Origin of the sequence: Ewingella sp. S1.OA.A_B6, assembly GCF_049889095.1 — a bacterium.
Taxonomy (GTDB): domain Bacteria; phylum Pseudomonadota; class Gammaproteobacteria; order Enterobacterales; family Enterobacteriaceae; genus Ewingella.
The window spans coordinates 1,432,906-1,458,922 of record NZ_JBLJFK010000001.1 but is presented as its reverse complement, the minus strand read 5'-3'; the positions used below and the strand labels follow the sequence as shown (position 1 = coordinate 1,458,922).

At 51.0% G+C, this 26,017-nt stretch carries 23 protein-coding genes; 10 read left to right on the top strand and 13 right to left on the bottom strand.

Annotated elements, in window-relative coordinates:
* Nucleotides 1–103 precede the first annotated feature (103 nt).
* Nucleotides 104–2,209, top strand: a complete 2,106-nt coding sequence (fusA, locus tag ACMV8I_RS06955) for an elongation factor G (protein ID WP_498864441.1) — start codon at nt 104–106, stop codon at nt 2,207–2,209.
* Nucleotides 2,210–2,269: 60 nt separating this feature from the next.
* Here fusA and wrbA read toward each other — a convergent pair whose 3' ends face one another.
* Complete coding sequence (gene wrbA / locus ACMV8I_RS06950) at nt 2,270–2,869, bottom strand: NAD(P)H:quinone oxidoreductase (RefSeq protein ID WP_498864440.1); 600 nt, start codon at nt 2,867–2,869, stop codon at nt 2,270–2,272.
* Nucleotides 2,870–3,152: 283 nt separating this feature from the next.
* On the opposite strand from wrbA, the gene ACMV8I_RS06945 reads away from it, so the two are divergent.
* The gene (locus ACMV8I_RS06945; RefSeq protein WP_498864439.1) at nt 3,153–3,314 is read left to right on the top strand and encodes a hypothetical protein; all 162 of its coding nucleotides are present in this window, start codon (nt 3,153–3,155) and stop codon (nt 3,312–3,314) included.
* 186 nt (nt 3,315–3,500) lie between these two features.
* Here the strand turns inward: ACMV8I_RS06945 and ACMV8I_RS06940 are convergent, their stop codons facing one another.
* From ACMV8I_RS06940 to ACMV8I_RS06930, 3 genes are all read right to left on the bottom strand, one after another.
* Nucleotides 3,501–4,511 (bottom strand): manganese-dependent inorganic pyrophosphatase, encoded by a 1,011-nt coding sequence (locus ACMV8I_RS06940; RefSeq protein WP_498864438.1) that lies wholly within the window; start codon nt 4,509–4,511, stop codon nt 3,501–3,503.
* Nucleotides 4,512–4,620: 109 nt separating this feature from the next.
* The gene (locus ACMV8I_RS06935; RefSeq protein WP_498864437.1) at nt 4,621–5,184 is read right to left on the bottom strand and encodes an Ail/Lom family outer membrane beta-barrel protein; all 564 of its coding nucleotides are present in this window, start codon (nt 5,182–5,184) and stop codon (nt 4,621–4,623) included.
* 584 nt (nt 5,185–5,768) lie between these two features.
* A complete protein-coding gene (locus ACMV8I_RS06930) occupies nt 5,769–6,488 on the bottom strand; it encodes a DUF2461 domain-containing protein (RefSeq protein ID WP_498864436.1) in 720 nt (239 codons plus the stop codon).
* A 361-nt stretch (nt 6,489–6,849) separates the two neighbouring features.
* Here ACMV8I_RS06930 and ACMV8I_RS06925 point away from each other — a divergent pair, with 361 nt between their 5' ends.
* Together ACMV8I_RS06925 and ACMV8I_RS06920 are read left to right on the top strand one after the other, a co-directional pair.
* Nucleotides 6,850–8,235, top strand: coding sequence for a diaminobutyrate--2-oxoglutarate transaminase (locus ACMV8I_RS06925; RefSeq protein WP_498864435.1), 1,386 nt, complete (start codon nt 6,850–6,852; stop codon nt 8,233–8,235).
* An 18-nt stretch (nt 8,236–8,253) separates the two neighbouring features.
* On the top strand, nt 8,254–9,726 hold the full coding sequence (locus ACMV8I_RS06920; protein ID WP_498864746.1) for a pyridoxal phosphate-dependent decarboxylase family protein: 1,473 nt from the start codon (nt 8,254–8,256) through the stop codon (nt 9,724–9,726).
* A gap of 156 nt (nt 9,727–9,882) precedes the next feature.
* On the opposite strand, the gene ACMV8I_RS06915 is transcribed toward ACMV8I_RS06920, so the two are convergent.
* The gene (locus ACMV8I_RS06915; protein ID WP_498864434.1) at nt 9,883–10,467 is read right to left on the bottom strand and encodes a hypothetical protein; all 585 of its coding nucleotides are present in this window, start codon (nt 10,465–10,467) and stop codon (nt 9,883–9,885) included.
* Between the two features lie 132 nt (nt 10,468–10,599).
* Here ACMV8I_RS06915 and ACMV8I_RS06910 point away from each other — a divergent pair, with 132 nt between their 5' ends.
* Nucleotides 10,600–11,490, top strand: a complete 891-nt coding sequence (locus ACMV8I_RS06910; protein ID WP_498864433.1) for a LysR substrate-binding domain-containing protein — start codon at nt 10,600–10,602, stop codon at nt 11,488–11,490.
* Nucleotides 11,491–12,196: 706 nt separating this feature from the next.
* Here the strand turns inward: ACMV8I_RS06910 and ACMV8I_RS06905 are convergent.
* Nucleotides 12,197–13,063 (bottom strand): aldo/keto reductase family oxidoreductase, encoded by an 867-nt coding sequence (locus ACMV8I_RS06905; RefSeq protein ID WP_498864432.1) that lies wholly within the window; start codon nt 13,061–13,063, stop codon nt 12,197–12,199.
* 84 nt (nt 13,064–13,147) lie between these two features.
* On the opposite strand from ACMV8I_RS06905, the gene ACMV8I_RS06900 reads away from it, so the two are divergent.
* Complete coding sequence (locus tag ACMV8I_RS06900; protein ID WP_498864431.1) at nt 13,148–13,789, top strand: TetR/AcrR family transcriptional regulator; 642 nt, start codon at nt 13,148–13,150, stop codon at nt 13,787–13,789.
* Between the two features lie 47 nt (nt 13,790–13,836).
* Here ACMV8I_RS06900 and ACMV8I_RS06895 read toward each other — a convergent pair whose 3' ends face one another.
* From ACMV8I_RS06895 to ftrA, 7 genes are all read right to left on the bottom strand, one after another.
* Complete coding sequence (locus ACMV8I_RS06895; protein WP_498864430.1) at nt 13,837–14,226, bottom strand: VOC family protein; 390 nt, start codon at nt 14,224–14,226, stop codon at nt 13,837–13,839.
* Nucleotides 14,227–14,478: 252 nt separating this feature from the next.
* Entirely contained in the window at nt 14,479–15,075 is a 597-nt protein-coding gene (locus ACMV8I_RS06890; RefSeq protein ID WP_498864429.1) for an ATP-dependent Clp protease proteolytic subunit, read from the bottom strand.
* A gap of 44 nt (nt 15,076–15,119) precedes the next feature.
* Nucleotides 15,120–15,455 (bottom strand): SRPBCC family protein, encoded by a 336-nt coding sequence (locus ACMV8I_RS06885; protein WP_498864428.1) that lies wholly within the window; start codon nt 15,453–15,455, stop codon nt 15,120–15,122.
* Nucleotides 15,456–15,460: 5 nt separating this feature from the next.
* Nucleotides 15,461–15,772, bottom strand: a complete 312-nt coding sequence (locus ACMV8I_RS06880; protein WP_498864427.1) for an ArsR/SmtB family transcription factor — start codon at nt 15,770–15,772, stop codon at nt 15,461–15,463.
* A 150-nt stretch (nt 15,773–15,922) separates the two neighbouring features.
* Nucleotides 15,923–16,588: a DUF1345 domain-containing protein gene (locus tag ACMV8I_RS06875; RefSeq protein WP_498864426.1), complete on the bottom strand. Its 666-nt coding sequence runs from the start codon at nt 16,586–16,588 to the stop codon at nt 15,923–15,925.
* 103 nt (nt 16,589–16,691) lie between these two features.
* On the bottom strand, nt 16,692–17,879 hold the full coding sequence (locus ACMV8I_RS06870; protein ID WP_498864425.1) for a NupC/NupG family nucleoside CNT transporter: 1,188 nt from the start codon (nt 17,877–17,879) through the stop codon (nt 16,692–16,694).
* Between the two features lie 258 nt (nt 17,880–18,137).
* The gene (gene ftrA / locus ACMV8I_RS06865) at nt 18,138–19,172 is read right to left on the bottom strand and encodes a transcriptional regulator FtrA (protein ID WP_498864745.1); all 1,035 of its coding nucleotides are present in this window, start codon (nt 19,170–19,172) and stop codon (nt 18,138–18,140) included.
* A 120-nt stretch (nt 19,173–19,292) separates the two neighbouring features.
* Between ftrA and ACMV8I_RS06860 the strand changes: the two genes are divergently transcribed.
* The 4 genes from ACMV8I_RS06860 to ACMV8I_RS06845 all read left to right on the top strand — a co-directional run bounded on the left by ACMV8I_RS06860 (nt 19,293) and on the right by ACMV8I_RS06845 (nt 25,872).
* A complete protein-coding gene (locus tag ACMV8I_RS06860; RefSeq protein WP_498864424.1) occupies nt 19,293–20,789 on the top strand; it encodes an MFS transporter in 1,497 nt (498 codons plus the stop codon).
* A gap of 268 nt (nt 20,790–21,057) precedes the next feature.
* Nucleotides 21,058–22,926 (top strand): PTS beta-glucoside transporter subunit IIABC, encoded by a 1,869-nt coding sequence (bglF, locus tag ACMV8I_RS06855; protein ID WP_498864423.1) that lies wholly within the window; start codon nt 21,058–21,060, stop codon nt 22,924–22,926.
* A gap of 25 nt (nt 22,927–22,951) precedes the next feature.
* Nucleotides 22,952–24,349, top strand: a complete 1,398-nt coding sequence (locus ACMV8I_RS06850; RefSeq protein WP_498864422.1) for a glycoside hydrolase family 1 protein — start codon at nt 22,952–22,954, stop codon at nt 24,347–24,349.
* Between the two features lie 215 nt (nt 24,350–24,564).
* The gene (locus tag ACMV8I_RS06845) at nt 24,565–25,872 is read left to right on the top strand and encodes a carbohydrate porin (protein ID WP_498864744.1); all 1,308 of its coding nucleotides are present in this window, start codon (nt 24,565–24,567) and stop codon (nt 25,870–25,872) included.
* The last annotated feature ends 145 nt before the right edge of the window (nt 25,873–26,017 follow it).

Below are 26,017 nucleotides of genomic sequence, written 5' to 3'. Positions count from 1 at the left end.
GAATATATACGTACAGTTGTATCATGCGCTCCGTAAAACGAAATGACGAAAATCTGTACTGATTAGATCGTCACCTTTGCCATCCATCACGTAAGGACGTTATATGGCTCGCCAAACCCCTATCGAGCGCTACCGGAATATTGGTATCTCAGCACACATCGACGCCGGTAAAACTACCACCACTGAGCGTATTCTTTTTTACACCGGCATGAATCACAAGCTGGGTGAAGTGCATGACGGCGGTGCGACTACGGATTGGATGGCGCAGGAGCAGGAGCGCGGAATTACTATCACTTCCGCAGCGGTGACCTGCTTCTGGCAGGGTATGGATCACTCGTTTGAGTCGCACCGGATTAATATTATCGACACCCCGGGACACGTTGATTTCACCATTGAAGTGGAGCGATCCATGCGCGTGCTGGACGGCGCGGTGATGGTGTATGACTCGGTTGGCGGCGTGCAGCCGCAGTCGGAAACTGTCTGGCGACAGGCCAATAAATACAAAGTACCGCGTTTGGCCTTCGTCAATAAAATGGATCGTGCGGGTGCTGACTTCTTCCGTGTTCGTCAGATGATGGTGGATCGCCTGAAAGCCAACCCAGTGCCGATTGTTATTCCTATTGGTAGCGAGGAGCATTTCACCGGCGTCGTGGATTTACGCAAAATGCGGGCAATCTACTGGGATGACGACACGCAGGGCATGACTTTCAGCTATGCAGCCGTTCCGCCTGAGCTTCAGTCACTGGCAGAAGAGTGGCGCGAGAAAATGGTCTCGGCAGCAGCGGAAGCCAGCGAAGCGCTGATGGACAAGTATCTTGAATTGGGCGAACTGTCTGAGGATGAGATCACTCAAGGTCTGCGAATCCGTACCATTGCCGGCGAAATTCAACCGATGCTGTGTGGCAGCGCCTTCAAGAATAAAGGCGTGCAGCGCATGCTTGACGCGGTGGTCGAACTGATGCCGTCACCGCTGGATATTCCTCCGGTGGCAGGTACAGACGAAGACGGTAACGAGGTGTTTCGTCATTCTGATGACAGCGAGAAATTCTCGGCGCTGGCGTTCAAACTGATGACTGACCCGTACGTGGGCCAGTTGACGTTTGTACGCGTTTATTCCGGTGTGCTGAAAAAAGGCGACAGTGTGTACAACCCGGTGCGCGGCAAGAAAGAGCGTATTGGCCGTATCGTGCAAATGCATGCTAATGATCGCATCGAGATTGATGAAATCCGCGCCGGAGATATTGCGGCCTGCGTCGGGTTGAAAGATGTGACCACGGGTGAAACGCTGTGCGATCCGTCTGACATCATCACGCTGGTGCGTATGGAGTTCCCTGAACCGGTAATTTCGCAGGCTATCGAGCCAAAAACCAAGGCCGATCAGGAGAGGATGGGCATCGCGTTGTCGCGTCTGGCCTCGGAGGATCCCTCATTTCGCATCCGCACTGACGAGGAGTCCGGCCAGACGATTATTTCCGGAATGGGTGAGTTGCATCTGGAAATCATCGTTGACCGAATGAAACGTGAGTTTGGGGTGGAAGCTAACATCGGTAAACCGCAGGTCACCTATCGCGAAACTGTGCGTAAAACCGTGACCGACGTGGATGGCAAATTTGTGCGCCAATCCGGTGGTAAAGGTCAATACGGGCACGTGGTATTTACGCTGGAACCGCAGGAAGCGGGCAAAGGTTTTGCTTTTGTTGATGCCACCAAAGGCGGCGTGGTGCCGCGTGAATTCATTCCGGCGGTTGAGAAGGGCGTGGTGGAAGCGCTGAACAACGGCATTCTGGCCGGTTATCCGGTGGTTGACGTTAAAGTCACACTAACGTTTGGTTCGTATCACGAGGTGGATTCTTCGGAGATGGCGTTCAAAATGGCGGCGATCTTCGGTTTTAAAGAGGCCGCGCGCCTTGCGAGTCCGGTGATCCTTGAGCCAATGATGCGGGTCGAAGTGGAAACGCCGGAAGATTATGCAGGCAGCGTAATGGGGGATTTATCCTCACGTCGGGGTACGGTGCAAGGAATGGAGGAGATTGCGGGCGGCGGTGGCAAAATCATTAAGGCCGAAGTGCCGCTCTCCGAGATGTTTGGTTACTCGACCACTTTGCGATCTATGTCGCAGGGCCGTGCAACCTATACGATGGAGTTCAACCATTATTCCGAGGCGCCGCGCAATGTCGCTGAAAGTATCATCACTTCACGCGGCAAGTGATAAATAAACTAAGTCATCAAAAGGCGCAAATTTTGCGCCTTTTCTATTTTGCTATTCAGCCTAACTCACCAATTTACTGGTGATGGTGGCGACATGCTTGCCCTGATGATGAGCAATTCGCAGTTCTTCCGCACTGGGTTGGCGTGAACCGTCACCACCGGCGATGGTCGTTGCGCCGTAAGGTGTACCGCCACGAACCTGGGAGATATCAAATAATTCCGGAGTGGTATAACCGATAGGCACAATGATCATGCCGTGGTGCGCGAGGGTGGTCCAGGTCGAAGTAATGGTCATTTCCTGACCGCCACCGGTGCCGGTTGAGCTGAATACGCTGGCGACTTTACCTGCCAATGCGCCTCTCGCCCACAGACCGCCGGTCTGGTCGAGGAAATTACGCATCTGCCCTGTCATGTTGCCGAAGCGGGTTGGGGTGCCGAGAATGATGGCATCGTAATCGGCAAGTTCTGCTACCGAGGCCACTGGAGCGGACTGCTCCGTTTTGCCGCCTGCCGCTTTGAACGCCTCTGCATCCATAGTTTCAGGCACACGCTTCACGGTAACTTCTACACCGGGAACGCTGCGCGCACCTTCTGCGATACTCTGCGCCATCGTTTCAATATGCCCGTACATGGAATGATAAAGCACTAATACTTTTGCCATTTTTAACTCCTCATTGGGGGATTGTGATTCCGAACTTTTGCCCAAAAGACGTGTAAAAAAATTGCTCAGCGATCCCACTGTCTATCCTGCGCCTGATGGCGGGCTGATGAGTGTGAAGTTCCATACTCCCCGCATTAGGACTGCGATACAACCGCAAATTTTTAAACAAACACACCCTCCGACAACGCTAAAGTAATATCCTGTAAAGAGCAAAACAGCCTGATATCCCAACATGTTAAGCTCCTGCAATATTTTGAAATACTATCATCAGAGACAATAGAGAATGGAAGCTATTTTGGGATATGTTATTGAAAACCCGTCGAGGGTGTTGGTTTCCGTTGCATCTCTGGGGATGGTGATTTTTGCTGCGTTATTGCGAGGGAAACATGCCGTATGCGCCAGCCTGCTGGCAATCTTTGGTTCATTCCTGGCGATGATGTTATAAGCCCGCGTCCGATTCTACTACCAGACTGCCTCTGCTTTAATCTCGTATTTTGGAATGAGAAGACTTTATGATGTCTATCTATTTCAGCGCTGAATTCCAGCGCTGAATATCGACGAAATATAAAAGAGTTCGTTTTATCTTAATTTGAAAACGTTAATAAAAATCCCACCCATTATTAATTGAAAGTCATGCGTCTTGACGTTTTTCCAGCGTCTTAGTTAGCCACGGCAGCACCTCTTTCTTGCGGCTGAGCATGCCCGGCAGCGAGACGGACTCGGAGTCAAATAGCGTATTTTGCGAGAAGTAGATCACTGAGTTTTTGATGCTGATGTCGGTGATGATCAACGCAAACAGATCCAGTGCGTTCTCGTGACATTGGCTGCTCATCGCGGCGACCAACTGTGGCAAGATCGTGTCGGTCTGGGTAAAGCTGCTGACTTCGATTTGTGCCAGCAGAACATTCAGATTGGCAATGCGATAATTCTTTGCGTCTTTATTGATCAGCGTCTCGGGGCTCATGCCCGCCAGATCGGTTTTTGCCGCCAGCAGACCGCTGATGAACGTTTCGCGCTCCAGCTGGCTGATGGCGAACAGAGCATCAGCGGCTTTGATATCCACCGGCGTAGTGGTCGGCGAGGTGAGGGCGACGGTATCACTGAGCAATGCGCCGAGCATCAGCGTGGCTTGAGATGCGGTGATCTGCTGATCCGTTTCACGGGTGATCAACTGCCATAACAACGTGGCGCAGCTTCCCAGTGGCTGAACCCATACTTCGGCCGGGTTGCGGGTGGTGACAGTACCGAGTCGGTGATGGTCGACAATCCCCAAAATATTGCTGTGAGGAAGCGATGCCGGCCCCTGCTCAAATTCGCTGAAATCCACCAGCCAGACGTCTTTATCTTCCACGCTCTCTTCCAGTAACGGCGGCGCTTCTACGCCAGCAGTTGTCAGAATAAAGCGGGTTTCTGGGTTGATCTCCCCCAGTCTGAATGCACGCGCCGGTCGTCCCTGCGCGTTAAGCCAATCAGCAGCAATTAAGGCGCTGCAAACCGTGTCGCTGTCAGGGTTCAGGTGCCCGAAAACAGATATCATAATGACCTCGTTGTGCTGGTTTTCGAAAGGCCACTCGCCTTTCAATCGAAACAGAGTGTACATCAGACCCACAGGGTTGTTGCTGCTGATGTTCTCTACTGTCAATTTTATACTCTCTACCAGTGAGAATGCCGGATAACAGCATTTAATGCAGCATGTTATCCGATATTATAATGCAACGAAACCGGCCAAATAAAACCAGAATTAATTATAATCAGAAGCGATAACCAAGACCGATCACAACGCCGTTCATATGAGTACTGTAATCATTGAAGCCTTTAATTTTTGAGCCTTGATAAGCTACATCAACGACCATCTGGGGAATTGGATTTATCTGCACACCCGCACTGTAAGCCAGATTGGTAGAGTGAGTGTTACGGTCTTCGGTGTAGTCATTTCCGCTATAATATAAATTGACATCTATTTTGCTACGGCTTAAACCAACCAAAGCATATGCGCTAATATAGTCGTTAACACGGTAAGCGGGTCCGGCCGTCAGTGAATAATATTTCACATCAGTTGATTTATTAACATAGCCATTTTCCTCGTACCCATTAATCATGCTATCGCTTATGTTATCTTTCATGTAGGTGAAAGAGGCAATCATGCTTACCGGACTATCCCACTCATAACGGTATTTAACATCAACGCCTTTGAGCTTCACGTCGTCTGCTTTACCATAGGCATAACCTAAAGAAACAGTATGATTATCTGCTTGCGCAAAAGTACTAAAACCAATAGTGGCAACCAACGCAGAGGTGATTAATAACGCTTTCATTACTTCATCCTTTTAGTAAAAATGCTGATTATAATATCGTTTTTATAACTGTCAATATTGGTTGGTTAAAAAATATATTCCGTGTCACCCCTCCTATTAATCCTATGTGAATTTTAAATCTTTGAGGATGGATAAATCTCATTGAGTCATTTAAAATTGCCAAATACTATGCGGATACACGGACGTCTTATTTATAACAAGCCACACTTGCCACATTTATTTCTGATGTACATTATGCACGTCACGTCAGGCGCGTCCGAAAAGCATGCTATGAACGTCAAAGGGTGATAATTGAAGCCATACAATTGTATCCTCCGCAGAGTATTAGGGTTGAACCGACGGACTCAGGAATTCATATTGTTTGTTGGTTATCGGACACTCTTAATGAACAGGATATTATCGATAAATGTCGTAAAGTGGGTTTAGGCGCGCAACCTCTTTCCCGTTACTGCCAAACAAAATCCACAAACCAGGCCATCTTGTTAGGTTTTGCGGCTCCAAAAGAAAGTGAATGATAACCGCACGGCTTAATAAGCCGCCTTCAGGCAGCTTATTAAGCGCTAAAGCCGGTATGAAACCGCTGCTCAGCCGCGCAGCAATCCAGACCCATTTTCAGCCAACTGATTTTTCTTCATTCCTTCGATTTTCATTAGCATGTGATAGAGCGGCGCGATGCGCTGAAAATCTTTGCTCAATATGCCAACCAGTCTGTCAGAGAACAGGGTGTCCATGTCCATATGAGTGCTGATGAGCGCGAAGGATTTTTTGTTGTACCATGCCGCCAGGTCCGGGGACTGATCTTTAATCAGCGGGCGTTTATAGTTTTCACCTTCAATGGTGAAATTGGGCTCGATGCACTTCGCCATGGTTAGAAAAGCCGTAGGATCGCGCAGCAGTTGCTGACGAAACAGATCCATGGTCTTTTTGGATGCACTGTAGTAGCCCAGGCCGTAGCGCCACCAGTCTTGCCCAAATTCGAAAAAGTAGGTCGGTGCGTCGGTCCAATTTTTGCGGGAACGCTTAAAGGTGACCCAAATGTTGCTGCGATAAATCGACTTGTCGCGGGAAAAACGAGTATCTCGATGCATTCTGGAGATGGTTTTTCCTATCGCAGGGCGCAGTTCAAAAAGGTCATCAATCACTTGCATATCCTGACTTAAATCCGTCACCAGATTGCGCACCGGCTTGAGCAGTTGCTGCTGATAGATATCGCGATGTTCCTCAAACCACTCCTTATTATTGTTTTGACTAAGCTGCTGCAAGAATGTCAGGCCAGGCTGAGTAAAACCGGAAAATTCTCCCATGGTATCCCTCATTAAAATGTTAAGAATAGGCCTGTTTTTTTAAACAGACTGTTTATTAATCCAGTATCGCTGAAGATGAACAAGAGAGCAAAGAGATCAACATTCGGTGTATTAGGCATGAAAAGCATCCTGCTTTTCATGCCTAATTAATGACCACGTAATATACTTATGGCAGGATGATCGGTTAGTAAAACGTCAATTCATTGATTTGTATAAAAAAATTATAAACAGATTTCTTCACAATAAATTATTGAGAAGAGGATGAAAAAGCCATATATTGGCCGCGATTTATTCATAGTGGTTATTTTTTTACTCATTTATTCAACTTTGGCGTTAGCGATAACCCAGTTGTAGGAGAGATATGATGACGGATAAAGTCCGTATTGATAATTTTGGTGCGAATTCATTTAATGAAAACAATGAAACCTATTTAGCCCGACAGGCTAAATTTGAATCGAATGTTAGGAGTTATCCCCGCAAATTGCCGTTAGCCATTGCGCAAGCCCATGGCGTCTGGATCACCGATGTTGAGAATAATCAATATCTTGATTGCCTTGCCGGCGCGGGAACCTTGGCTCTGGGACACAATCATCCTGATGTGCTGCAAAGCATCCAAAATGTCATTACCAGCGGCTTGCCGTTACATACACTGGATCTGACAACGCCGTTGAAAGATCAGTTCTCTGAATATCTGCTGTCTTTATTACCGGGACAGGGCCAAGAGTATTGCCTGCAGTTTACCGGCCCAACCGGTGCTGATGCCGTGGAGGCAGCGCTGAAACTGGCCAAGAAATATACCGGCCGCTCTGGTGTGATCAGCTTCTCCGGCGGCTATCATGGCATGACCCATGGCGCGCTTGCGGTCACGGGGAACCTGTCACCGAAAGAAGCGGTCAATGGCATGATGCCTGAAGTGCAGTTTATGCCTTATCCGCACCTGTACCGCTGCCCATTGGGCATTGGCGGTGACGCGGGCGTGAAGGCGTTAACCTATTACTTCGAAAACCTGATTAATGATGTCGAAAGTGGCGTGCGTAAGCCAGCGGCGGTCATTCTGGAAGCCGTTCAGGGTGAAGGCGGCGTTAACCCGGCGCCTGCTGAGTGGTTGCAGCGCATTCGCAAAGTGACTCAGGAACACGGTATTCTGCTGATTATTGACGAAGTTCAGGCTGGTTTCTGCCGCACTGGCAAATTGTTTGCCTTCGAACACGCGGGTATCGAGCCAGACATCATCGTGATGTCCAAAGCGGTCGGCGGCGGCTTGCCACTGGCGGTACTCGGCATCAAGAAAGAGTTTGATGCCTGGTCACCTGGCCACCATACCGGCACCTTCCGTGGTAACCAGTTGGCAATGGCCACCGGCCTGACGACTCTGCAGCATCTGAAAGACAACAACATTGCTGACAAAGTGGCTGCTCAGGGCGAATGGCTGAAAGATAAATTGGCCGACCTGCAAGAGCGTTATCCGGTCATCGGTAATGTGCGTGGGCTGGGCTTAATGATCGGCATTGAGATTGTTAAACCCAACGAGGCACAGGATCACATGGGCTGCTACCCGGCTGACGGTTATCTGTCTGCGCTGTTACAGAAAAAATGCTTCGAAGCCGGGCTGATTCTGGAACGCGGTGGCCGTAACGGTTGCGTTCTGCGTCTGCTGCCTTCCTTGCTGATCACCAATGATGAATTGGGTATTTTCCTGGATAAATTTGAGCAGGCCTTGTTAGCGGCCGGCGTCAAACCTGTCTGAGTGGAGTAAATGACCGCGATGTCCGAGTTAAACCCGATCCTGGCCGCCTCCGCGCAAAGCACCGAGGCGTACCAGCAGGCGATTGCACAGAGCAGCAACGCTGTGGTGCAGTGGCTGCAACAACCTGAGATGTATCAGGGTAAGACCGTTGCTGAACTGCGTGAACGTATCAAGCTTGATTTCAACCCGCAGGGTCTGGGCAATCAGGTAGCGATTGAACGTGCGATTGAGTACTTTTTAAAAGACAGCTTGTCCGTACATCATCCGCAGTGCGTTGCGCATTTACATTGCCCGAGCCTGGTAATAAGCCAGGCTGCCGAAGTGCTGATTAACGCCACTAACCAAAGTATGGACTCCTGGGATCAAAGCCCGTCAGCCACTATTATTGAGATGAAGCTGATCGAATGGCTGCGTACTCAGGTGGGTTATCAGGCTGGCGATGCCGGCGTGTTCACCAGCGGTGGCACCCAAAGTAACCTGATGGGACTGATGCTGGCGCGCGATGCCTTCTTTGCGCGTCAGGGGCATTCTATTCAACAGGATGGATTGGTCGGTAACCTGAAGAAGATTAAAGTGTTATGTTCTGAAAATGCCCATTTTTCGGTGCAGAAGAACATGGCTTTACTCGGTCTGGGTTACCAGTCAGTGACGCGGGTGAAAACCGATCAGTTCGCCCGTATGGACGTCAACGATTTAGCAGATAAACTCGCCACAGCGCAGGCCAACGGCGAGCAGATCCTGGCGATTGTTGCGACCGCAGGCACGACCGATGCCGGTGCTATCGATCCGCTGCGCGCTATTGCAACACTGGCGGCAGAGCATCAGATCTGGGTGCATGTTGACGCGGCGTGGGGCGGTGCATTGCTCTTGTCAGAGAAGTACCGTGACTATCTGGATGGCATTGAACTCGTGGATTCCATCACCCTGGACTTCCACAAACAGTTCTTCCAGACCATCAGCTGTGGCGCGTTCCTGCTTAAAGAGTCCCGTCACTATGAGCTGATGCGCTATCAGGCGGCTTACCTGAACTCCGAGTTTGATGAAGAAGCGGGCGTGCCGAATCTGGTGTCCAAATCTTTGCAAACCACCCGCCGTTTCGATGCACTAAAACTGTGGATGGGCCTGGAAGCGTTAGGGCAGAAGCAGTATGCCGAGATCATCGATCACGGCGTAACGCTGGCGCAGGAAGTGGCTCACTATCTCACTGAGCAACCGTCTCTGGAACTGGTGATGCAGCCACAGCTGGCGAGCGTCCTGTTTCGTTTCCGTCCGCAGTCACTGCCAAGTGCCAGCGATGCCGCTATTGCGCTGCTGAATCAGAAGATCGGCGATGCGCTGCTGGAGTCTGGCCGCGCTAATGTGGGTGTGACCGAGCATAACGGCATCACCTGCCTGAAGCTGACCTTGCTGAACCCAACCGTCAGCCTGGAGGATGTCAAAGTCCTGCTGACGCTGGTGGAGAGTACGGCGCAGCAACTGCTGAACGCTTAAACCTTCATTTCTGCGTTAGTTCGCAGTAAAAAAAGCCGATAACATGAAGGTGTTATCGGCTTTTTTATTCCTGAAAATCACCCGCTTGTTTTACCACCTGTCGCATTAACTCGTCGGCCCGACATGCTGCTGTTTGATGGTTTTTGACATCAAACGTTAGCGATCACTCTCGATAATCTTGACGTACAACGCACCAAGTAATGAGAGATCCGCTAACAGGGCAAACGCGTAGGGGAAACCTGTCATACCGGTAAATCTGGACTGTAGCAGCACGACAGCCGTCACCGAAAGTACAGGTCCGATTATCAACATGGCTGACATGTATATCGGCGTATGCCATTTGTGCCATTCTTTTTTGCATCCTTTGATGACTGCTGTGCAAACTATTCCTTGTCCCAGCCCGGAGATAATAATGCCCGGAAGCAGCGACAGCCAGCTGTGTAATTCGCGTGATGCCGCCAGCAGTAGCACCATACCGGCTGCGCTGATGAGGAAACCCTGACATAACCGTGGCAGGAGACTTTTTCGCTGTAATACCTTGAATTGCGCCAGAAAACATCCGCCTGAAAAAACGATACATAGCAACGAAAGCAGCGCAATACTGATGAACAGGTTTCCCCGTGCAGAGAGCTTGAGTAAAAGGATTGTTTGTCCTGCCAGGATGCTGCACAGAATAGTGGCGGCATGTATCCGTGCTTGTCCGGCAGAGGGGAACGCGTCAGGTATAGAAGTCATTGTCATGATAAATCTCACTATTAAAAGCGACCATGCTAAATTATATTCATCCTTAATTAGCCAGTGCTGCGAGCTTATCCCTTGTATGACAAGAGGGACAAAGTCATGCTTTTCACCCATGGATGAAATTAACTCATCATGAAAAAATTACGGTTACCTCCTCTTGGTGCACTACGCGCATTTCATGCTGTTGCCGGCTGTCTCAGCTTTAAACGAGCCGCCGGGCAACTTAACGTGAGTGCGACAGCCATCAGTCACCAAATTCGCCTGATTGAGTCGATGCTTGAGTGTCGCGTATTCGAGCGAAATGCGCAGGGTGTGAAATTGACAGAGGTGGGTTGCATACTTTATTCAGGCACACAATCCGCGTTTACCGCGCTGGAAGATTCCGTCGTAAAAATTGACCACCTCAGACAACTTCCCGCACTGACTATTACCACCACCTCAAACTTTCTGACTAACTGGCTGGTTCCCCGGCTGGCGAATTTTAAGACAGATTTTCCCCTGATTGATTTACGCCTGCATACCGGCATTGAAAGAGTCGACTTAACCCAGCGCACGGTTGATGTGGCCATCCGTTATAGAGAGAGTGCCGAGACTGACTTACACAGCACGTTGTTATATGAGGATCGGTTTGTCGTCGTCGCCAGCCCGACGCTGGGATTGAAAGCGGTGGGCGATTTGCACAGTGCGACTCTGTTGCATGTTGAACACCGGCACGTGCCCGCAGAGTCACCTGACTGGAAACACTGGCAACAACGCTATGGACCAGAGGAGCTGAATATTTCAAGGGGTCTGCATTTCAGCGATGAAACGCATGCGTTGCAGGCGGCGGTGGCGGGGCAGGGAGTGGTGATTGCCAGTCAGTTGCTGGTCGGGGATCTATTACAGCGCGGAATACTGATCGCACCTTTCGCGGCTTATCTGCCAGGCGCCAATTATTATCTGCTCACGCTGGAAGATATTGCACAACGTCCTGATGTAGAAGCATTACGTGAATGGATGTTGGAAAAAATGCAGCCTCGGTGAGTTTTGCGACTGTCTTGGTTGGGTGGCTCGGGTAAACACCCTGCGGATGGTCTAAAAAACTGCTGATGCCGACATTACTCCAGGATAATCAGAGTATTTTCGAGTCCCACTTTTCATTGCCGTAGCGGCGCCCTTTATAGCTATCAATTCGCCATTCGCCCGCCTTTTTTAAAACGACAACCAGATACTCATCCTGAAAGGGGGTTTGGGTGATAACGATGACTTCGGCGCGGCTTTTGGTTTTAAGCTCTACGCGGACTTCTGTCGGACGTTCAATACCGACAAATTTGGACGGGAAGCCAAAACTCTTAGTTTTTTTCCGCCGTACACTCTGTGCTTATCCGTACAGTATTCATCAAACAGCGGCGCTGTGCGTTCACCTAAAACTTCGAACCAGTTGGTGCCAGGCGCGTAATGGTATTCGGTGCCGGGATAGTTCTCGTGGAGGATTTTTTCCTCTTCGTCATGCCGGGTGCGGCTATCGTTTTCAATCAGGTTCCACTTCTCGCCGAATTCCCTAACGCGCCGGCCAGATGCGTTTTTAACGTATCGTCATCCATCGTTGTCCCTTTTCTCAATTTTTCACTATGGTTATCGCTTTACTTTACAAACAGTTAGGCACCAATGCTTTTACAAAGCATTGGTGGGTGTTGACGTGATGTCCCGTTTCCGTCAGCAGTTACTGCTAACTCGTTGTTTGGCGGCTTCAGATACCGATGTTGTTCAACGATGACAGGAGATCTTCAGGTAACTGAAGGTTGACACTTTTGATGTTCTGTTGCAGATGCTCTACTGATGAGGTTCCCGGTATCAGCAGGATGTTCGGTGCGCGCTGTAGCAACCATGCCAGAGCTACCTGCATCGGTGTCGCCTCGCATTGCTCCGCAGCGTAGCTCAACGCATCGGCCTGCAGAGGAGAGAAACCTCCGAGCGGAAAAAACGGGACATAGGCGATGCCCTCTTTTGCAAGACTATCAATCAGCTCGTCATCTTGACGATGAGCAAGATTGTACATGTTCTGGATGCACGCAATGTTCGTGATCGTGCGCCCCTGAGCCACCTGTTGTCCGGTCACATTGCTTAGTCCAATGTGACGAATCAAGCCTTTGGCCTGAAGCTCTGCGAGCGCCGTCAAAGGCTCTTCAATATCACCTTCAGTCGGTGCTGCGGCATTGAACATGACGCGAAAGTTCACCACATCGAGCACATCGAGACCGAGATTACGCAGGTTGTCATGCACTGCCGATTCCAGTTCGGCCGGCGATGAGGCTGCGTTCCATGAAGCATCGCTACCCCGGCGGGCCCCTACCTTCGTCACAATGGTGAGCGCGTCAGAATAGGGATGGAGCGCCTCGCGGATAAGTTGATTTGTCACGTGAGGGCCATAAAAATCGCTCGTGTCGATGTGAGTAATTCCGCTTTCGATAGCAGCGCGAAGCACCGTCAGTGCTGCTGCCCGATCTTTCGGTGGCCCGAAAACGTGAGGACCCGCCAGTTGCATTGCACCGTAGCCCATGCGTGTAACCGACAGATCGCCCAGTTGAAAAGTACCTGCTCGTGTCACTTCAGTCATTGATGCGTTCCTTATTCCAGGGATTAGTAAGCGGTAACGTGTTCATGTAGAATACGAATAATCATTCATATTGTGAATTCGCATATGCAGACAGATAACGGACAGGGGTTAGAGGCCCGCAAACAACCGCGGCAAGCGCGTTCCCAGGCTACAGTGGAGGCGATTTTTGATGCGACTATTCAGGTTTTACGGGCTGAGGGATTGCAGCGGCTTACTACTATCCGCGTGGCTGAGAGAGCCGGGGTCTCGGTCGGCAGTCTTTATCAGTATTTTCCTCAAAAGCAGGCGCTGCTATTTGCCGTGTTGCAGCGACATTTAGAAAGGGTGGTGAGAGCGACGGAGAATGCTGCTGCGTCAGCGCATAACGCGAGTTTGCAGATGATGGTGAAGACCGTGGTTAGAGCATTCGTGCAAGCGAAGACGGAAAACCTTGACGAGTCGCGAGCTCTCTACGCGGTTGCCGTCGAACTCGATTCACGGCTTTATGTTCGCGAAGTGGGGGATCGCAATCGCGCTGCGCTGGAAGCTATGTTGAAGACCGCTTGCGATGCGCATTTTGACGACGTTGCCATGACCTCGTTTATGTTCATGGGAGCCTTGGTCGGCCCCATTCGTTTGGTGCTTGAAGGGGAATCACCGCAATTAATTATCCCTAAGCTTTGCGGGCAACTTGAGTCACTCTGCCTGGGATATCTGCAGTGCGAGGCACGACCAAAAATCGTCTGATATTCATCATATCCCTATATAAATAGCCAGTTTCTACAGGAGATTATCTACCCGTTTGATGACAAGTCCTGACCAATCATCATTCTGTGACCCTCTGGAGTGGCTACCGTAAATTCACGCATACCATGAGGTTGATCGGCTGGAGGTTGAAGTATGATGGCCCCCGAGCTGACGAATTCATGATAAAGCGCGTTGGCATCGTCGACATTCAGATAACCAAAATAGCTGTGATCGCCCGTTTCCGAAGGGGGAATCGCATCCGGTGAATGGCCCATCATGATACGCACAGCTCCTCGTGATGCCATTTGCCAGCCCAAGTCTTCAGGCCAGGCCAAACTAAATCCGAGAACATCACGAAAATAAGCCGCACTTTTCTTAAGATCGGGCACGGCAAGCACAAAAGAACATGAAAGCAAATTAGCGGTAGAACCAGACACAGTAAAACTCCTTTAGACACGATGATATTCGCGCTGCATCAGCGCATAAGACCATTGTTGATTATGGCAGTGGAATAGCCAGTGCTAAAACATCCGATTTTCATTTAACCGTTTCTCTGTGAGATCAGGGTCTTTATTTCCTTATACTGTAACTCACTGTGGCAAAGCCTGACCCGTATCAGTATCCACGATCAGATGCAGTTTCTGCCAGACGGGATGCTTTTGCTTACGCGGTATGGTGGCGCCTGAGCATTAAGGCCTTCTGGTCAGAATTCGGTCTATCAGCCCCCATTCAAGCGCCTGCTCTGCGGTCATAAAGTTGTCGCGATCGAGTGCACGCTCTGCCTCTTCATGGGTACGCCCACAATGTTGAGCATACAGCGCGGTGATCCGTTTCTTGGTCAGTTGCATCTCCTGCGCATGAATGAAAATATCGGATGCCTTTCCCTGAAACCCTCCTGAAGGCTGATGCACCACGATACTGGCGTTGGGCAACGCTGCTCGTTCACCGGATTCGCCTGCCATTAACAGGAATGAACCCATCGATCCGGCCGTGCCCATACATAGCGTGTGCACCGGTGCCTGAATAAAACACATAGTGTCATAAATCGCCAGGCCACTGGTGATGACACCACCGGGTGAATTGATATAGAGATTGATCGGCTTGCCGGGATTTTCTGCTTCCAAAAATAACAGTTGCGCACAAATGAGTGTGGAGATGCTGTCATTCACCTCGCCGTTGAGAAAAATGATCCGATCGCGCAGCAGGCGCGAATAGATATCAAAAGACCGCTCGCCCGTGCTGGATTGCTCGACGACCATCGGGACGAGTTGCATCATTTCGCGCATGGCGAACTCCTTTTATCGGGGAAAATTATTTTTAAACTGCCGCCTCAGGCTGCACACATCAGTCCGGGTTGAGCGCCATGGGCTGGCATCAGCCGGGCGTCTTCCAGCCCATGAATAATGGTGAGCGTGGTGCCACCTTGCGGGTTAGGCATAAGCTGAAATGTCACCATGCTGGCGAGATATGGCGGCTCATCGTCCTGCATCTTGTAGCAGATTTCCTTGCCTGGTATGGAACACACCGGCGCACTTTCGGCCAAAACTTGTGACGGTAACCACTGCTGACGCAGGGAGGAAAGGCTTATTGCGCGCCAGACTTTCTCAGGAGGCGCGTCGAGATCGTATTTCAACACGACGTGTTTATTTTTCCTCTCGGTCATCATGTCGTTTACTCCATATCCTTCAGCAACGTTTTCAAGCTGTCGATCCGCGCTGGCCAGAAGGCGCGATACTTGGCCAACCATTGCGCGACAAACGCCAGGCCTGCGGGATCGACTTCATAATTTACGAAACGCCCCTGACGCTCTTCGCGCACCAGACTTGCGTGACGCAAAACTGCAAGGTGTTGGGACATGGCGGACTGGCTGATCGACATGCCTTCGCGCAGGGCTGTGGCATTCAGGCCGCCTGTCGACAGTTTCTCGAAGATGGCGCGGCGGGTAGGGTCAGCCAGCGCTTTGAATATCTCATTTTCAGTCATTTTTAAACATTAGTATCCACTTATCTGAAGCGCAAGTTTATCGAATAAAAAAATTATAGGTATCACGGATGCCATTAAGCACCTCAGGCGGGGGAGTTAACCGCGCTGAGGTAAAAGGTGAGAGGGTAATCAAGGGGGATGGGCTCGACGCTAGCTGATTAGCCCCGCAGCCACGTTCACTGACAGGCCTAAAATCGCCAGATTGAACACAAACGCCATAATGGACTGAATCAGCGTAATACGGCGAACTTCGGTGGTGCCAGTGGCCACATCGGCGGTCTGGCAGGCGACGGCCAGCGTGAAGGAGAAGTAGAGGAAATCCCAATACTCGGGTTGTTCTATTTTATCCGGGAACAATAGTGCTTTCTGTTTTTCTGCCCCGCGCCGGTAATAAAGATGGGCGTAGTGCATCGAAAAGGCGGTCGGTAGCAGCGACCACGAGGCAACCAGCGTGGTAACCGTGAGGATCAGATGAAAGGATTTAGCCGCGCCGGAGAGCTGCTTAACGGTACTGAGTTCCATAAAAATCACCAGCATACTGACCAGACAGGCGATGCTGACCAGCATCAGCACCTGGCTGGCACTTTCATCCTGGGCACGGGCAATAGTACGGATCCGCGCCGGTGCCGCCGTCATCATCAGTAGCCAGATCAGGATCAGATAGAGCCATGCCAGCATGTTCCAACTGACCATCAGGCGTTCAAATTGTGACAAGTGTGCTGGCAGCAATGGCAGCAAAAAATAACAGCCAATGCCAGCAGCGATGGCGATCAACAACCGCGGGCGAGTATGAATATAGTGTTTAACGGAAAGCATAGTTAAATCTTCTGGAAAGAGGATGGGTTAACTGTAGCTCAACTACGTGACGTTGGTGAGTAAGGGCAACCAACGCGGCTGCCCTTGGAAGAGAACGGGGATTTTAACGATAAACCAGACCGACGATCGAAGCGGACAGCAGGCTGACCAGCGTAGCGCCAACCAGCAGGCGGAAAGCTGCACGGGCGACCATGTTGCCCTGAACCTCCGAAATGCTTTTTACCGCACCGGCAATAATACCGACGGTAGAAATATTGGCAAAAGAGACCAGGAACACGGACAGGATTGCCACGGTGCGCGGTTCCAACTGGGCCAACAGATCTTTCATCTGCAACATGGCGACAAATTCATTGGCGACAATTTTGGTGCCCATGATGCTGCCGGCGGTCAGTGAGTCATGGCTGACAATACCGGTCAACCATGCCACCGGATAGAACAGATAACCGATGATGTCCTGGAAGCTCAGACCAACGCCGTGCAGGAAAATCGCATTGATCATCGCCAGGAGAGCGTTGAACCCTACCAGCATGGCGGCCACAATCATCGCCATTTTGAAACCGGCCATGATGTATTCACCCAGCATCTCGACAAAGCTGTGCTTGGGTATGTCCATCTTAGGCATTTCACTGTCTGCTTCATCAGAATAAGGGTTCACTACCTGTAAAACAGCGAAGGTAGAGAGCATATTCAGGATCAGCGACAGCATAACGTAGCGCGGCTCCAGCAAGGTCATATACGAGCCGACAATGGACATTGAGACGGTTGATATGGCGGTGGCAGATAACGTATACATCCGGCGTTCATTAAGTTGAGGAACAATATCTTTAATAGCGATGAAGTTTTCGGATTGTCCGACTAATAATGAACTCACCGCATTAAAGGACTCCAGCTTAGGCATACCATTAATTTTGGATAAAGCCCAACCGATACCTTTAATCATTAACGGTAAAATACGCAGATGCTGGAGAATACCAATCAGCGCGGAAATAAAGATGATTGGGCAGAGCACAAATAAGAAGAAGCTGAACTGGTTTTCATTGACCAGACCACCGAAAACAAAATCGGTACCGACGCGAGCATAACTCATCAGGTTAGTGAACACGCCAGACAAGCCAGAGATAAGGTAGACCCCGGCCTGGCTGTATAGCAGCACCCAAGCCAGTGCGATTTCAATCACCAGAATTTGCAGCACATAACGTAATTTAATGCCGCGTTTGTTGTAGCTAATTAGCCAACTCACGCCGAATACCATTATAAGACTCAACAGGAAATGCAATATATTTGATGCCATGAGGATCCCAGAAAGTTTAAGTGGTGTTTTAAACGCGAACTATAACAGCAAGCTCACAAAACTCATCTGGTTTTTTCATTACGTTACTGGCAAGTAATCGCTTGCGTTCAAAAAACCAACCAACAGAGTTGAAGTAATGAAATAATGCCCCGTCATGGTGATGTTTATATAGCTTCGCACTATTTTGGGGAGACAGTAGATATTCTTAATAGGGATATCCGTCACTGTGTGGCAAGAATCTCTATTTAATTTATCTGACTAGCGACGCGTGTTTATTTCTCCGGCAATACGGTCACTGAATTGCTGGCGGTAAAGGGTCGGCGTTGTGCCCAGGCGCTGACGAAAGTGGTGGCGCAGGCTTTCAGGGGAGCCAAAACCTGATTGCTCGGCCACGCGGTCGACGCTCAACGTACCGCTTTCAAGCAGCGCACAGGCTTTCTCCAGCCGTACGCCGAGCATCCACTCACCCGGCGTGCTGCCGGTCGCGTCATGAAAACGGCGCAGGAAGGTGCGGCGGCTCATTCCCGCTTCGGCAGCCAGTTGTTCAATCGCCAGCGGTTTATTGAGGCGTCTACGCAGGTTGTCGAGCAGCGGCGACAGCGTTTGTGTCGGGCGAACGGGTACGGGTTGTTGAATATATTGCGCCTGGTTGCCTTCCCTGTGCGGCGGCGTCACCATCCGCCTTGCGGTGCGGTTGGCAACGTCGATACCGTAATCGCGCCGGATCAGGTGCAGACATAAATCGACCCCGGCGGCTCCGCCTGCGGAAGTGATCACGCTGCCTTCATCGACATAAATCATGCCGTGTTCTACCTGAATCCTCGGAAACCGTTGTGCCAGCGCGTGTGTACTATTCCAGTGGGCAGTGGCCCGTTTGCCGTCCAGCAGCCCTGCGGCTGCCAGCACAAAACTACCGGCGCAGATGGAAACAATACGAGTGCCAAGTGCATGGGCTTTTTGCAGTGCGGCAATCAACCGCTCGGTGGCGGGTTCGTCAATGCTGCGCCAGCCGGGGATCACAATGGTTCCGGCATCTTCGAGTAACTCCAGCCCGCCATCTACCACCAGACGCACGCCGCCTTGCGCGCCAAAAGTGCCTTCCTCAACTGACGCGACTTCCAGGTCATACAGCGGTTCACCAAGCAGTTCATCGGCCCGGCCAAATGCCTCGACCGCAATGCCAAATTCAAAGGTGCACAAACATTCGTAAGCCAGCAGCACCAGCCGCCGGTTGCGGGGCGGCGCAGAAAACGCCGGAGCAGACATAGTCGTCAGGAGGTTAACTTTTGGCATACAGGGCAGGGTTTCACTCAAGTTGGCATGATCTTGACGATACATGGCATCCGGGCTGATTTCCACCGCGACGCACTTCTTTCATGCTGGCGCTCTCTTAACGCTTTGCAGGAAATGTTCATGAAGGATCTATTGGCTCTGACCGCTGTTTGTCTGGCGGCGCTGATGTCAGGGTTGGAAATCTCCAGCGTGCCGGTGATCCTACCGGTGCTGGAAAAACAGATGCACGCCAGTTTCAACGATCTGCAATGGATCATGAATGCCTACACGTTGGCCTGCACCACGGTGTTAATGGCAACCGGCACGCTGGCTGACCGCTATGGCCGCAAACGGGTCTTCATCATCAGCATCATCGCTTTTGGGTTGACGTCGCTGATGTGCGGGCTGGCCGGTAACGCGGCGTGGCTCATCGCTGGCCGTTTTTTGCAGGGGCTGAGCGGTGGCGCGATGCTGACCTGCCTTATCGCCATTCTCTCGTACCAGTTTCCCCAGGGTAAAGCGCGCAGCCGTGCGTTTGCCGCCTGGGGGATCCTGTTTGGCTTCGGACTGGGGTTCGGGCCCATTATCGGCGGCGCGCTGGTGGCGCTGTTCAGCTGGCAGTGGGTATTTTTGGTTCACGTCTTTATTGCGCTGGTAACGTTGATTTTAGCGCTGGGAAATGTGGTGGAATCGCGCGATACAAACGCCCAAAAACTCGATATTGGCGGGCTTGTGACGTTGTCACTCACTGTATTAGGCACCACGTTTCTCATCACGCAGGGCAGCAGTCTCGGCTGGCAAAGCGGTGCGGCGCAGGCCATCGGACTGGTCACCGGGCTGAGTGCCGTGTTGTTTGTCTGGATTGAGAAACGCCATCCTCACCCGATGTTCGATTTCGGTGTCTTCCGCATCCGGCGTTTTTCCGGCGCGCTGATGGGGTCCGTGGGCATGAATTTCAGCTTCTGGCCGCTGATGATCTATCTGCCGGTCTACTATCAGAGTGGTCTGGGTTACGGTAGTGTGGCAACCGGACTGGCGCTACTGGCTTACACCTTACCGACGTTAGTCATGCCCCCGTTGGCAGAGAAACTGGTGGCGAAATACGGCGCGGCGGAAGTTATTCCGCTGGGGTTATTGGTCATCGGCGCCGGGTTCATGCTGATGAAATACGCGGCGGCGCACGATGGAAGCCTGCTGCCTGGCGCACTACTGGCAGGCACCGCGCTGGGCCTGACCAACACACCGGTGACCAATACCACCACCGGTTCGGTGCCAGGCGATCGCGCAGGGATGGCGTCTGGGATTGATATCAGCGCGCGGCTGATCACGCTGGCCATTAATATTGCCTTGATGGGCAGTTTGCTGGTGGCGGGAATTACCGCCAGCCTGCGCGGACGACTGCTGCTACCCGTGAATGAAGCAGATCTGCATCGGCTTGCCGAACGTATCGCCGGAGGTGCTGAATTTAATAACGAGCATAATAACGAGCATAGCGTCGCCCAACTGGCGTTGATTGATGGCTTTAGCGGCGTGTTGATGTATGGCGCACTGGGTGTCTGTTTGCTGTCTCTGGCCAGCTATCTGCTCTTCAACTGGCGAGTGAGCTGTCAACGAGAATCACCCGCAGCCAAAATCTGAACCCCGTCACAAATTAAACTTTTCGCCTGATTTCTACTTGTATCTGACGCAGGTTCGCAACAGAATCTCTGTCAGAAAAACAGGATTGTTACTGTTAATCAGGCAAAACCTAAACTTTCTGCTTCTTCACCCCAACGGTGGAAGAGGCATGAAGTTTAGGTTTTTTTTTGGCCTGAAGTCAGCGGCATCCTTTTACTCAGACTGTTAACGGCAATGTCGTGCACGACGCCATTTTATTCGCAGAAAATCATTACTACGAGATAATTCAATGGAATACAAAGTATTAGCGGAAGAGATTCTCTTGGGTGTTGGCGGTCGGGAGAACGTGAAAAGCGTAGTGCACTGTGCTACCCGTCTGCGTTTCAAACTTAAAGACGCCAGTAAGGCGGATGCGGAACGACTGAAGCGGGATCCGGGCGTGATCATGGTGGTGGAGAGCGGCGGGCAGTTTCAGGTGGTGATCGGTAATCATGTGGGGGACGTGTTTAATGCACTGAACCACGGCGCGGAGATAACCGAAACGCCGGGGTCTGAGCAACCAGGCAGCGAAGGGCTATTTGCGCGCCTGATCGATGTTATCTCCAGTATCTTCACCCCATTCATCGGCATTATGGCGGCATCGGGCATTTTGAAAGGGTTGCTGGCGCTGGCGCTGGCCTGCCACTGGACCTCAGCCGAAAGCGGCACCTATAAAGTGTTGTTTGCCGCCAGTGACGCCATGTTCTATTTCTTCCCGCTGATCATTGGCTATACCGCCGGTAAAAAATTTGGTGGGAATCCGTTTATCACCATGATGATTGGCGGCGCGATGATGCATCCGCTGATGATCTCCGCCTTTGACGCGTCACTTCAGCCCGGTGCTCCCGAGCAGTATTTCCTCGGTATTCCTCTGGGGTTCATCAATTACGCGTCATCCGTGATCCCCGTTATTCTTGCTGCGTGGGCGTCCAGCTGGCTTGAGCGCAGGGTGGTGAGAATATTACCCGGCGCATTGCGTAACTTTATTACGCCACTGATTTGCCTGGTGGTGATTGTTCCGCTGACCTTCCTGGTGATTGGGCCGCTGGCGACCTGGGCGAGTCAGCAACTGGCGCACGGCTACCTGGCCGTTTACAACGTCAGCCCGGCGATTGCTGGTGCATTTATGGGAGCGTTCTGGCAGGTCTGTGTGATCTTCGGGCTGCACTGGGGGTTGGTGCCGCTGATGATTAACAATCTGAGCATACTCGGCCATGACACTATGCTGCCGTTGTTACTGCCCGCAGTGATGGGACAGGTAGGGGCTACACTGGGCGTAATGCTTTATACAAAGGATGCACGTACTAAAGCGCTGGCTGGTTCAGCCATCAGCGCCGGTATCTTTGGTATCACCGAACCTGCGATCTACGGTATTACGCTACCTAATCGCCGGGCGTTTATCTTCGGCTGTATTGGCGGTGCTATGGGATCGGCAATCCTGGGATACTTCCACACCACGACCTATTCTTTCGGCTTCCCCAGCGTATTTACATTTACACAGGTTATTCCGCCAACCGGCTTTGACCATACGGTGACTGCCGCGGTTGTCGGGACCCTGGTTGCGCTGATTTTTGCTGCCGTCAGTACCTATCTTTTCGGTCAGCAAATCAAACAGCCTGTGATTGACGCGACGGACGCCGTTCCGGCTAGCATCGCTCGTGAAAAAGTGGCTATCAGTAGTCCGCTGACAGGCGTACTGATTGACCTTGCGAATGTCCGGGATTCGACGTTCGCCAGTGGTTTGCTGGGTAAAGGTGTGGCGGTGAGACCGACTATCGGGCAGGTGCTGGCACCGGCGGACGGCGTGGTTGCCTCGCTGTTTCGCACCCATCACGCTATCGGTATTGAGTGCATCAACGGTGCTGAAGTGCTGATCCACATCGGCATTGATACCGTCAAACTCGACGGCCAGTTTTTTACACCACACGTCCACGTCGATGACGTAGTGAAACAGGGTGACCTGTTGCTCGAGTTCGATATAGAAGGCATCACTGCGGCGGGTTATGACCTGACTACACCGGTGATTATTACCAACAGTGATGACTATCTGGATGTCATCCCTGCCCGCAGCGGGCAAGACATCACGCAAAATGCACCCTTACTAACGCTTTTACGCTAATTTCGTTTCTTAAAAGGAGGTTCCAATGAGTTTACGTTTCCCTGATGGTTTCTTGTGGGGCGGCGCGGTTGCCGCAAATCAGGTTGAAGGTGCCTATCTGACTGACGGCAAAGGGCTGTCCACTTCAGATTTGCAACCCAACGGCATCTTTGGTGAAGTTAAGCAGCGTGTGGAAGGGGATGTCGGCATCAAAGATGTCGCTATTGATTTCTATCACCGTTTCCCACAGGACATGGAATTGTTTGCCGAGATGGGATTCAGCGTATTGCGGACGTCGATTGCCTGGACGCGTATTTTTCCTGAAGGGGATGAGACTCAACCGAACGAAGCCGGTCTGGCGTATTACGACCGTCTGTTTGATGAGATGAAAAAGTACGGAATTACGCCTCTTGTGACGTTGTCACATTACGAAATGCCTTACGGATTAGTCAAAAAGCATGGCGGCTGGGGCAGTCGCGATACCATCGGCTTTTTCGAGAACTATGCCCGCACCGTCTTCCAGCGTTATCAGCATAAAGTGAAACACTGGCTAACCTTCAACGAAATCAACATGTCACTGCATGCGCCATTTACCGGCGTGGGTTTACCGGAAGGCAGCGATAAACAGGCGATTTATCAGGCTATTCACCATCAACTGGTGGCCAGTGCCAAAGCGGTTAAAGCCTGTCATGAAATCATCCCGGACGCTAAAATCGGTAATATGCTGTTGGGGGGGATGCTTTATCCGCTGACCTGCAAACCGGCTGACGTAATGGAAACTCTGCAACAGAATCGCGAATGGCTGTTCTTCGGTGACGTGCAGGTGCGCGGTTATTATCCAGCTTATATGACGCGTTTCTTTAAGCAGAATAATATTGCGCTGACTATCACCGAAGAAGATAACGTGGCGCTGAAAGAGACCATCGATTTCATCTCCTTCAGCTATTACATGACCGGTTGTGTGACGACTGACGACGAGTTAAATAATAAAGCCCGTGCCAATATTCTGAATATGGTGCCGAATCCTCATCTGGCGAGTTCTGAATGGGGCTGGCAAATAGATCCGGAAGGCCTGCGCTATCTGATGAATGAACTGTATGACCGCTACCAAAAGCCGCTGTTTATTGTCGAGAACGGTTTAGGCGCACGCGATACCGTTGAAGCCGATGGCAGCATCAACGATGACTACCGCATCCAATACATCAATGATCACCTGGTCCAGGTACATGAAGCTATTGAAGACGGTGTGGAAGTGATCGGCTACACCAGTTGGGGACCCATCGATCTGGTCAGCGCGTCAAAAGCAGAGTTCTCGAAACGCTACGGCTTTATTTACGTCAATCGTGACGATCAGGGTAATGGCACGCTGGAACGTCGCCGCAAGAAAAGCTTCTTCTGGTACGCCGACGTGATTAAAAGCAATGGCGCGACACTCAAAGTGTAATTAATCATCCTCGCGGCTTATTTAATTCCCTTAATTAAGCCGCTCTTATAAAAATATAAAAACAAATGCGATATTTCGCAGGGCACCTTATGCTTGCGAATTGGCAAAATAATAAAATCTTCAACAAGGTTATAATGATGAAGCCTATTCCAAAAACACTTATTCCTGACTTCAGTAAAATACGAGCCGCGGCGATAATAGCGGGTTGTCTGGCAATGCCTTTATACGCGCATGGAGAACCTACCTGGAGCGGCACTGTACTGGGTTTTGAAAGTCAGCCGGAAGGCATGTTAGGGGATATGCTGGGTATTCGTCCGATCCTGGAAAATAACGGTTTCCATTATAATCTGGGCTATCTGAGTGAATCTGCTTATAACGCCGGGGGCGGATATAACCATAATAAAAAGACCGCCTATATTGATCAGTTCTCTCTAACGTTTACTCAGGATTTGGAAATGTGGACCGGTATTCCTGATGCGGCCATTGAGGGAAATATTGTTAATCGTAATCACAACGATAATATGACCACCGAACGCACGCAGGACCCGCGCGTCTCATTCAATGATATTGCCCAGGAAAGTTGGGGAGGACAGTCGATCACCCGTCTTGGCTGGCTGACCTTTGCCCGTAGTTTTGACGCTCGCCGTCTGCACTGGCGTATCGGTATGATGAATAAAAATCAGGACTTTGACCAAATCATTCCTTGCGACTTTCAGTTACTGAGCCAATGCGGCGGGAAATCGGCGAACTCACTGACCTGGTACAACTGGAATGTACATTACTGGGGAACAACTGTTCAGTATAAATTAACGCCTGAGCTGACCTTGAAAACGGGCGTATTGGAACAAAACCCACAGGCACCGGCGCGTAGCCATGCCTGGAGCTGGTCAACCAAAGGCAGCAAAGGTTTTCTGCTGCCGGTCGAGGCGGAATTGAAAACAACGGTCAACGGTTTGCCCGGTATTTATAATCTCGGAGTGTTGTTTACCAATGCACCGCAGCAAGACTTGTCAGAGGGCAAGTCCCAAAGTAACGGCGCGACCGACCTCGCAGGATATAACAACCACGACCGGACCTGGTTTATGTATACCGGTTTTAACCAGCAGATCACGCAGAGGGACGGGGATCCGAATCGGGGGATGAGTGTTTCCTATAGCCTCGGGCTGGGCGATCAGCGCAGCAACTACATCCATTACTCGCAGGCGGTTTCTATGCGTTATCGCGGTCTGTTTGATGCGCGTCCTGATGACTGGCTGGGTTTTGGCGTCACTTACATCAAAATGAGCGATCACTACCGACAAAATCAAATTAATCTCAACAATGTCGATCAAGTGGATGATTATGGAAATCCGCTTTACCATCCTCTGCCGGGACATTCGGTGAATGCTGATTTGTACTATCAAATTAAGGTCAGGCCCTGGTTAATCCTGCAACCGGATCTGCAATATTGGTACCGTCCGGCGGGAATTAAAGAGACACAGGATGCGTGGGTCACCGGGCTGAAAGCCATCGTCACTTTCTAAAATCACAGGCAGCGACGATCCTCATCACGTTTGTGCAAAGCGGCTGTTGAGACGCTTACGAAAACTGCTAAAGTCCGTGTTTGGATTGTCACTGCTCCGGCAGGCAAAACCTGATCCCCCAATGTCCGGGTGATCAGGTTTTTTT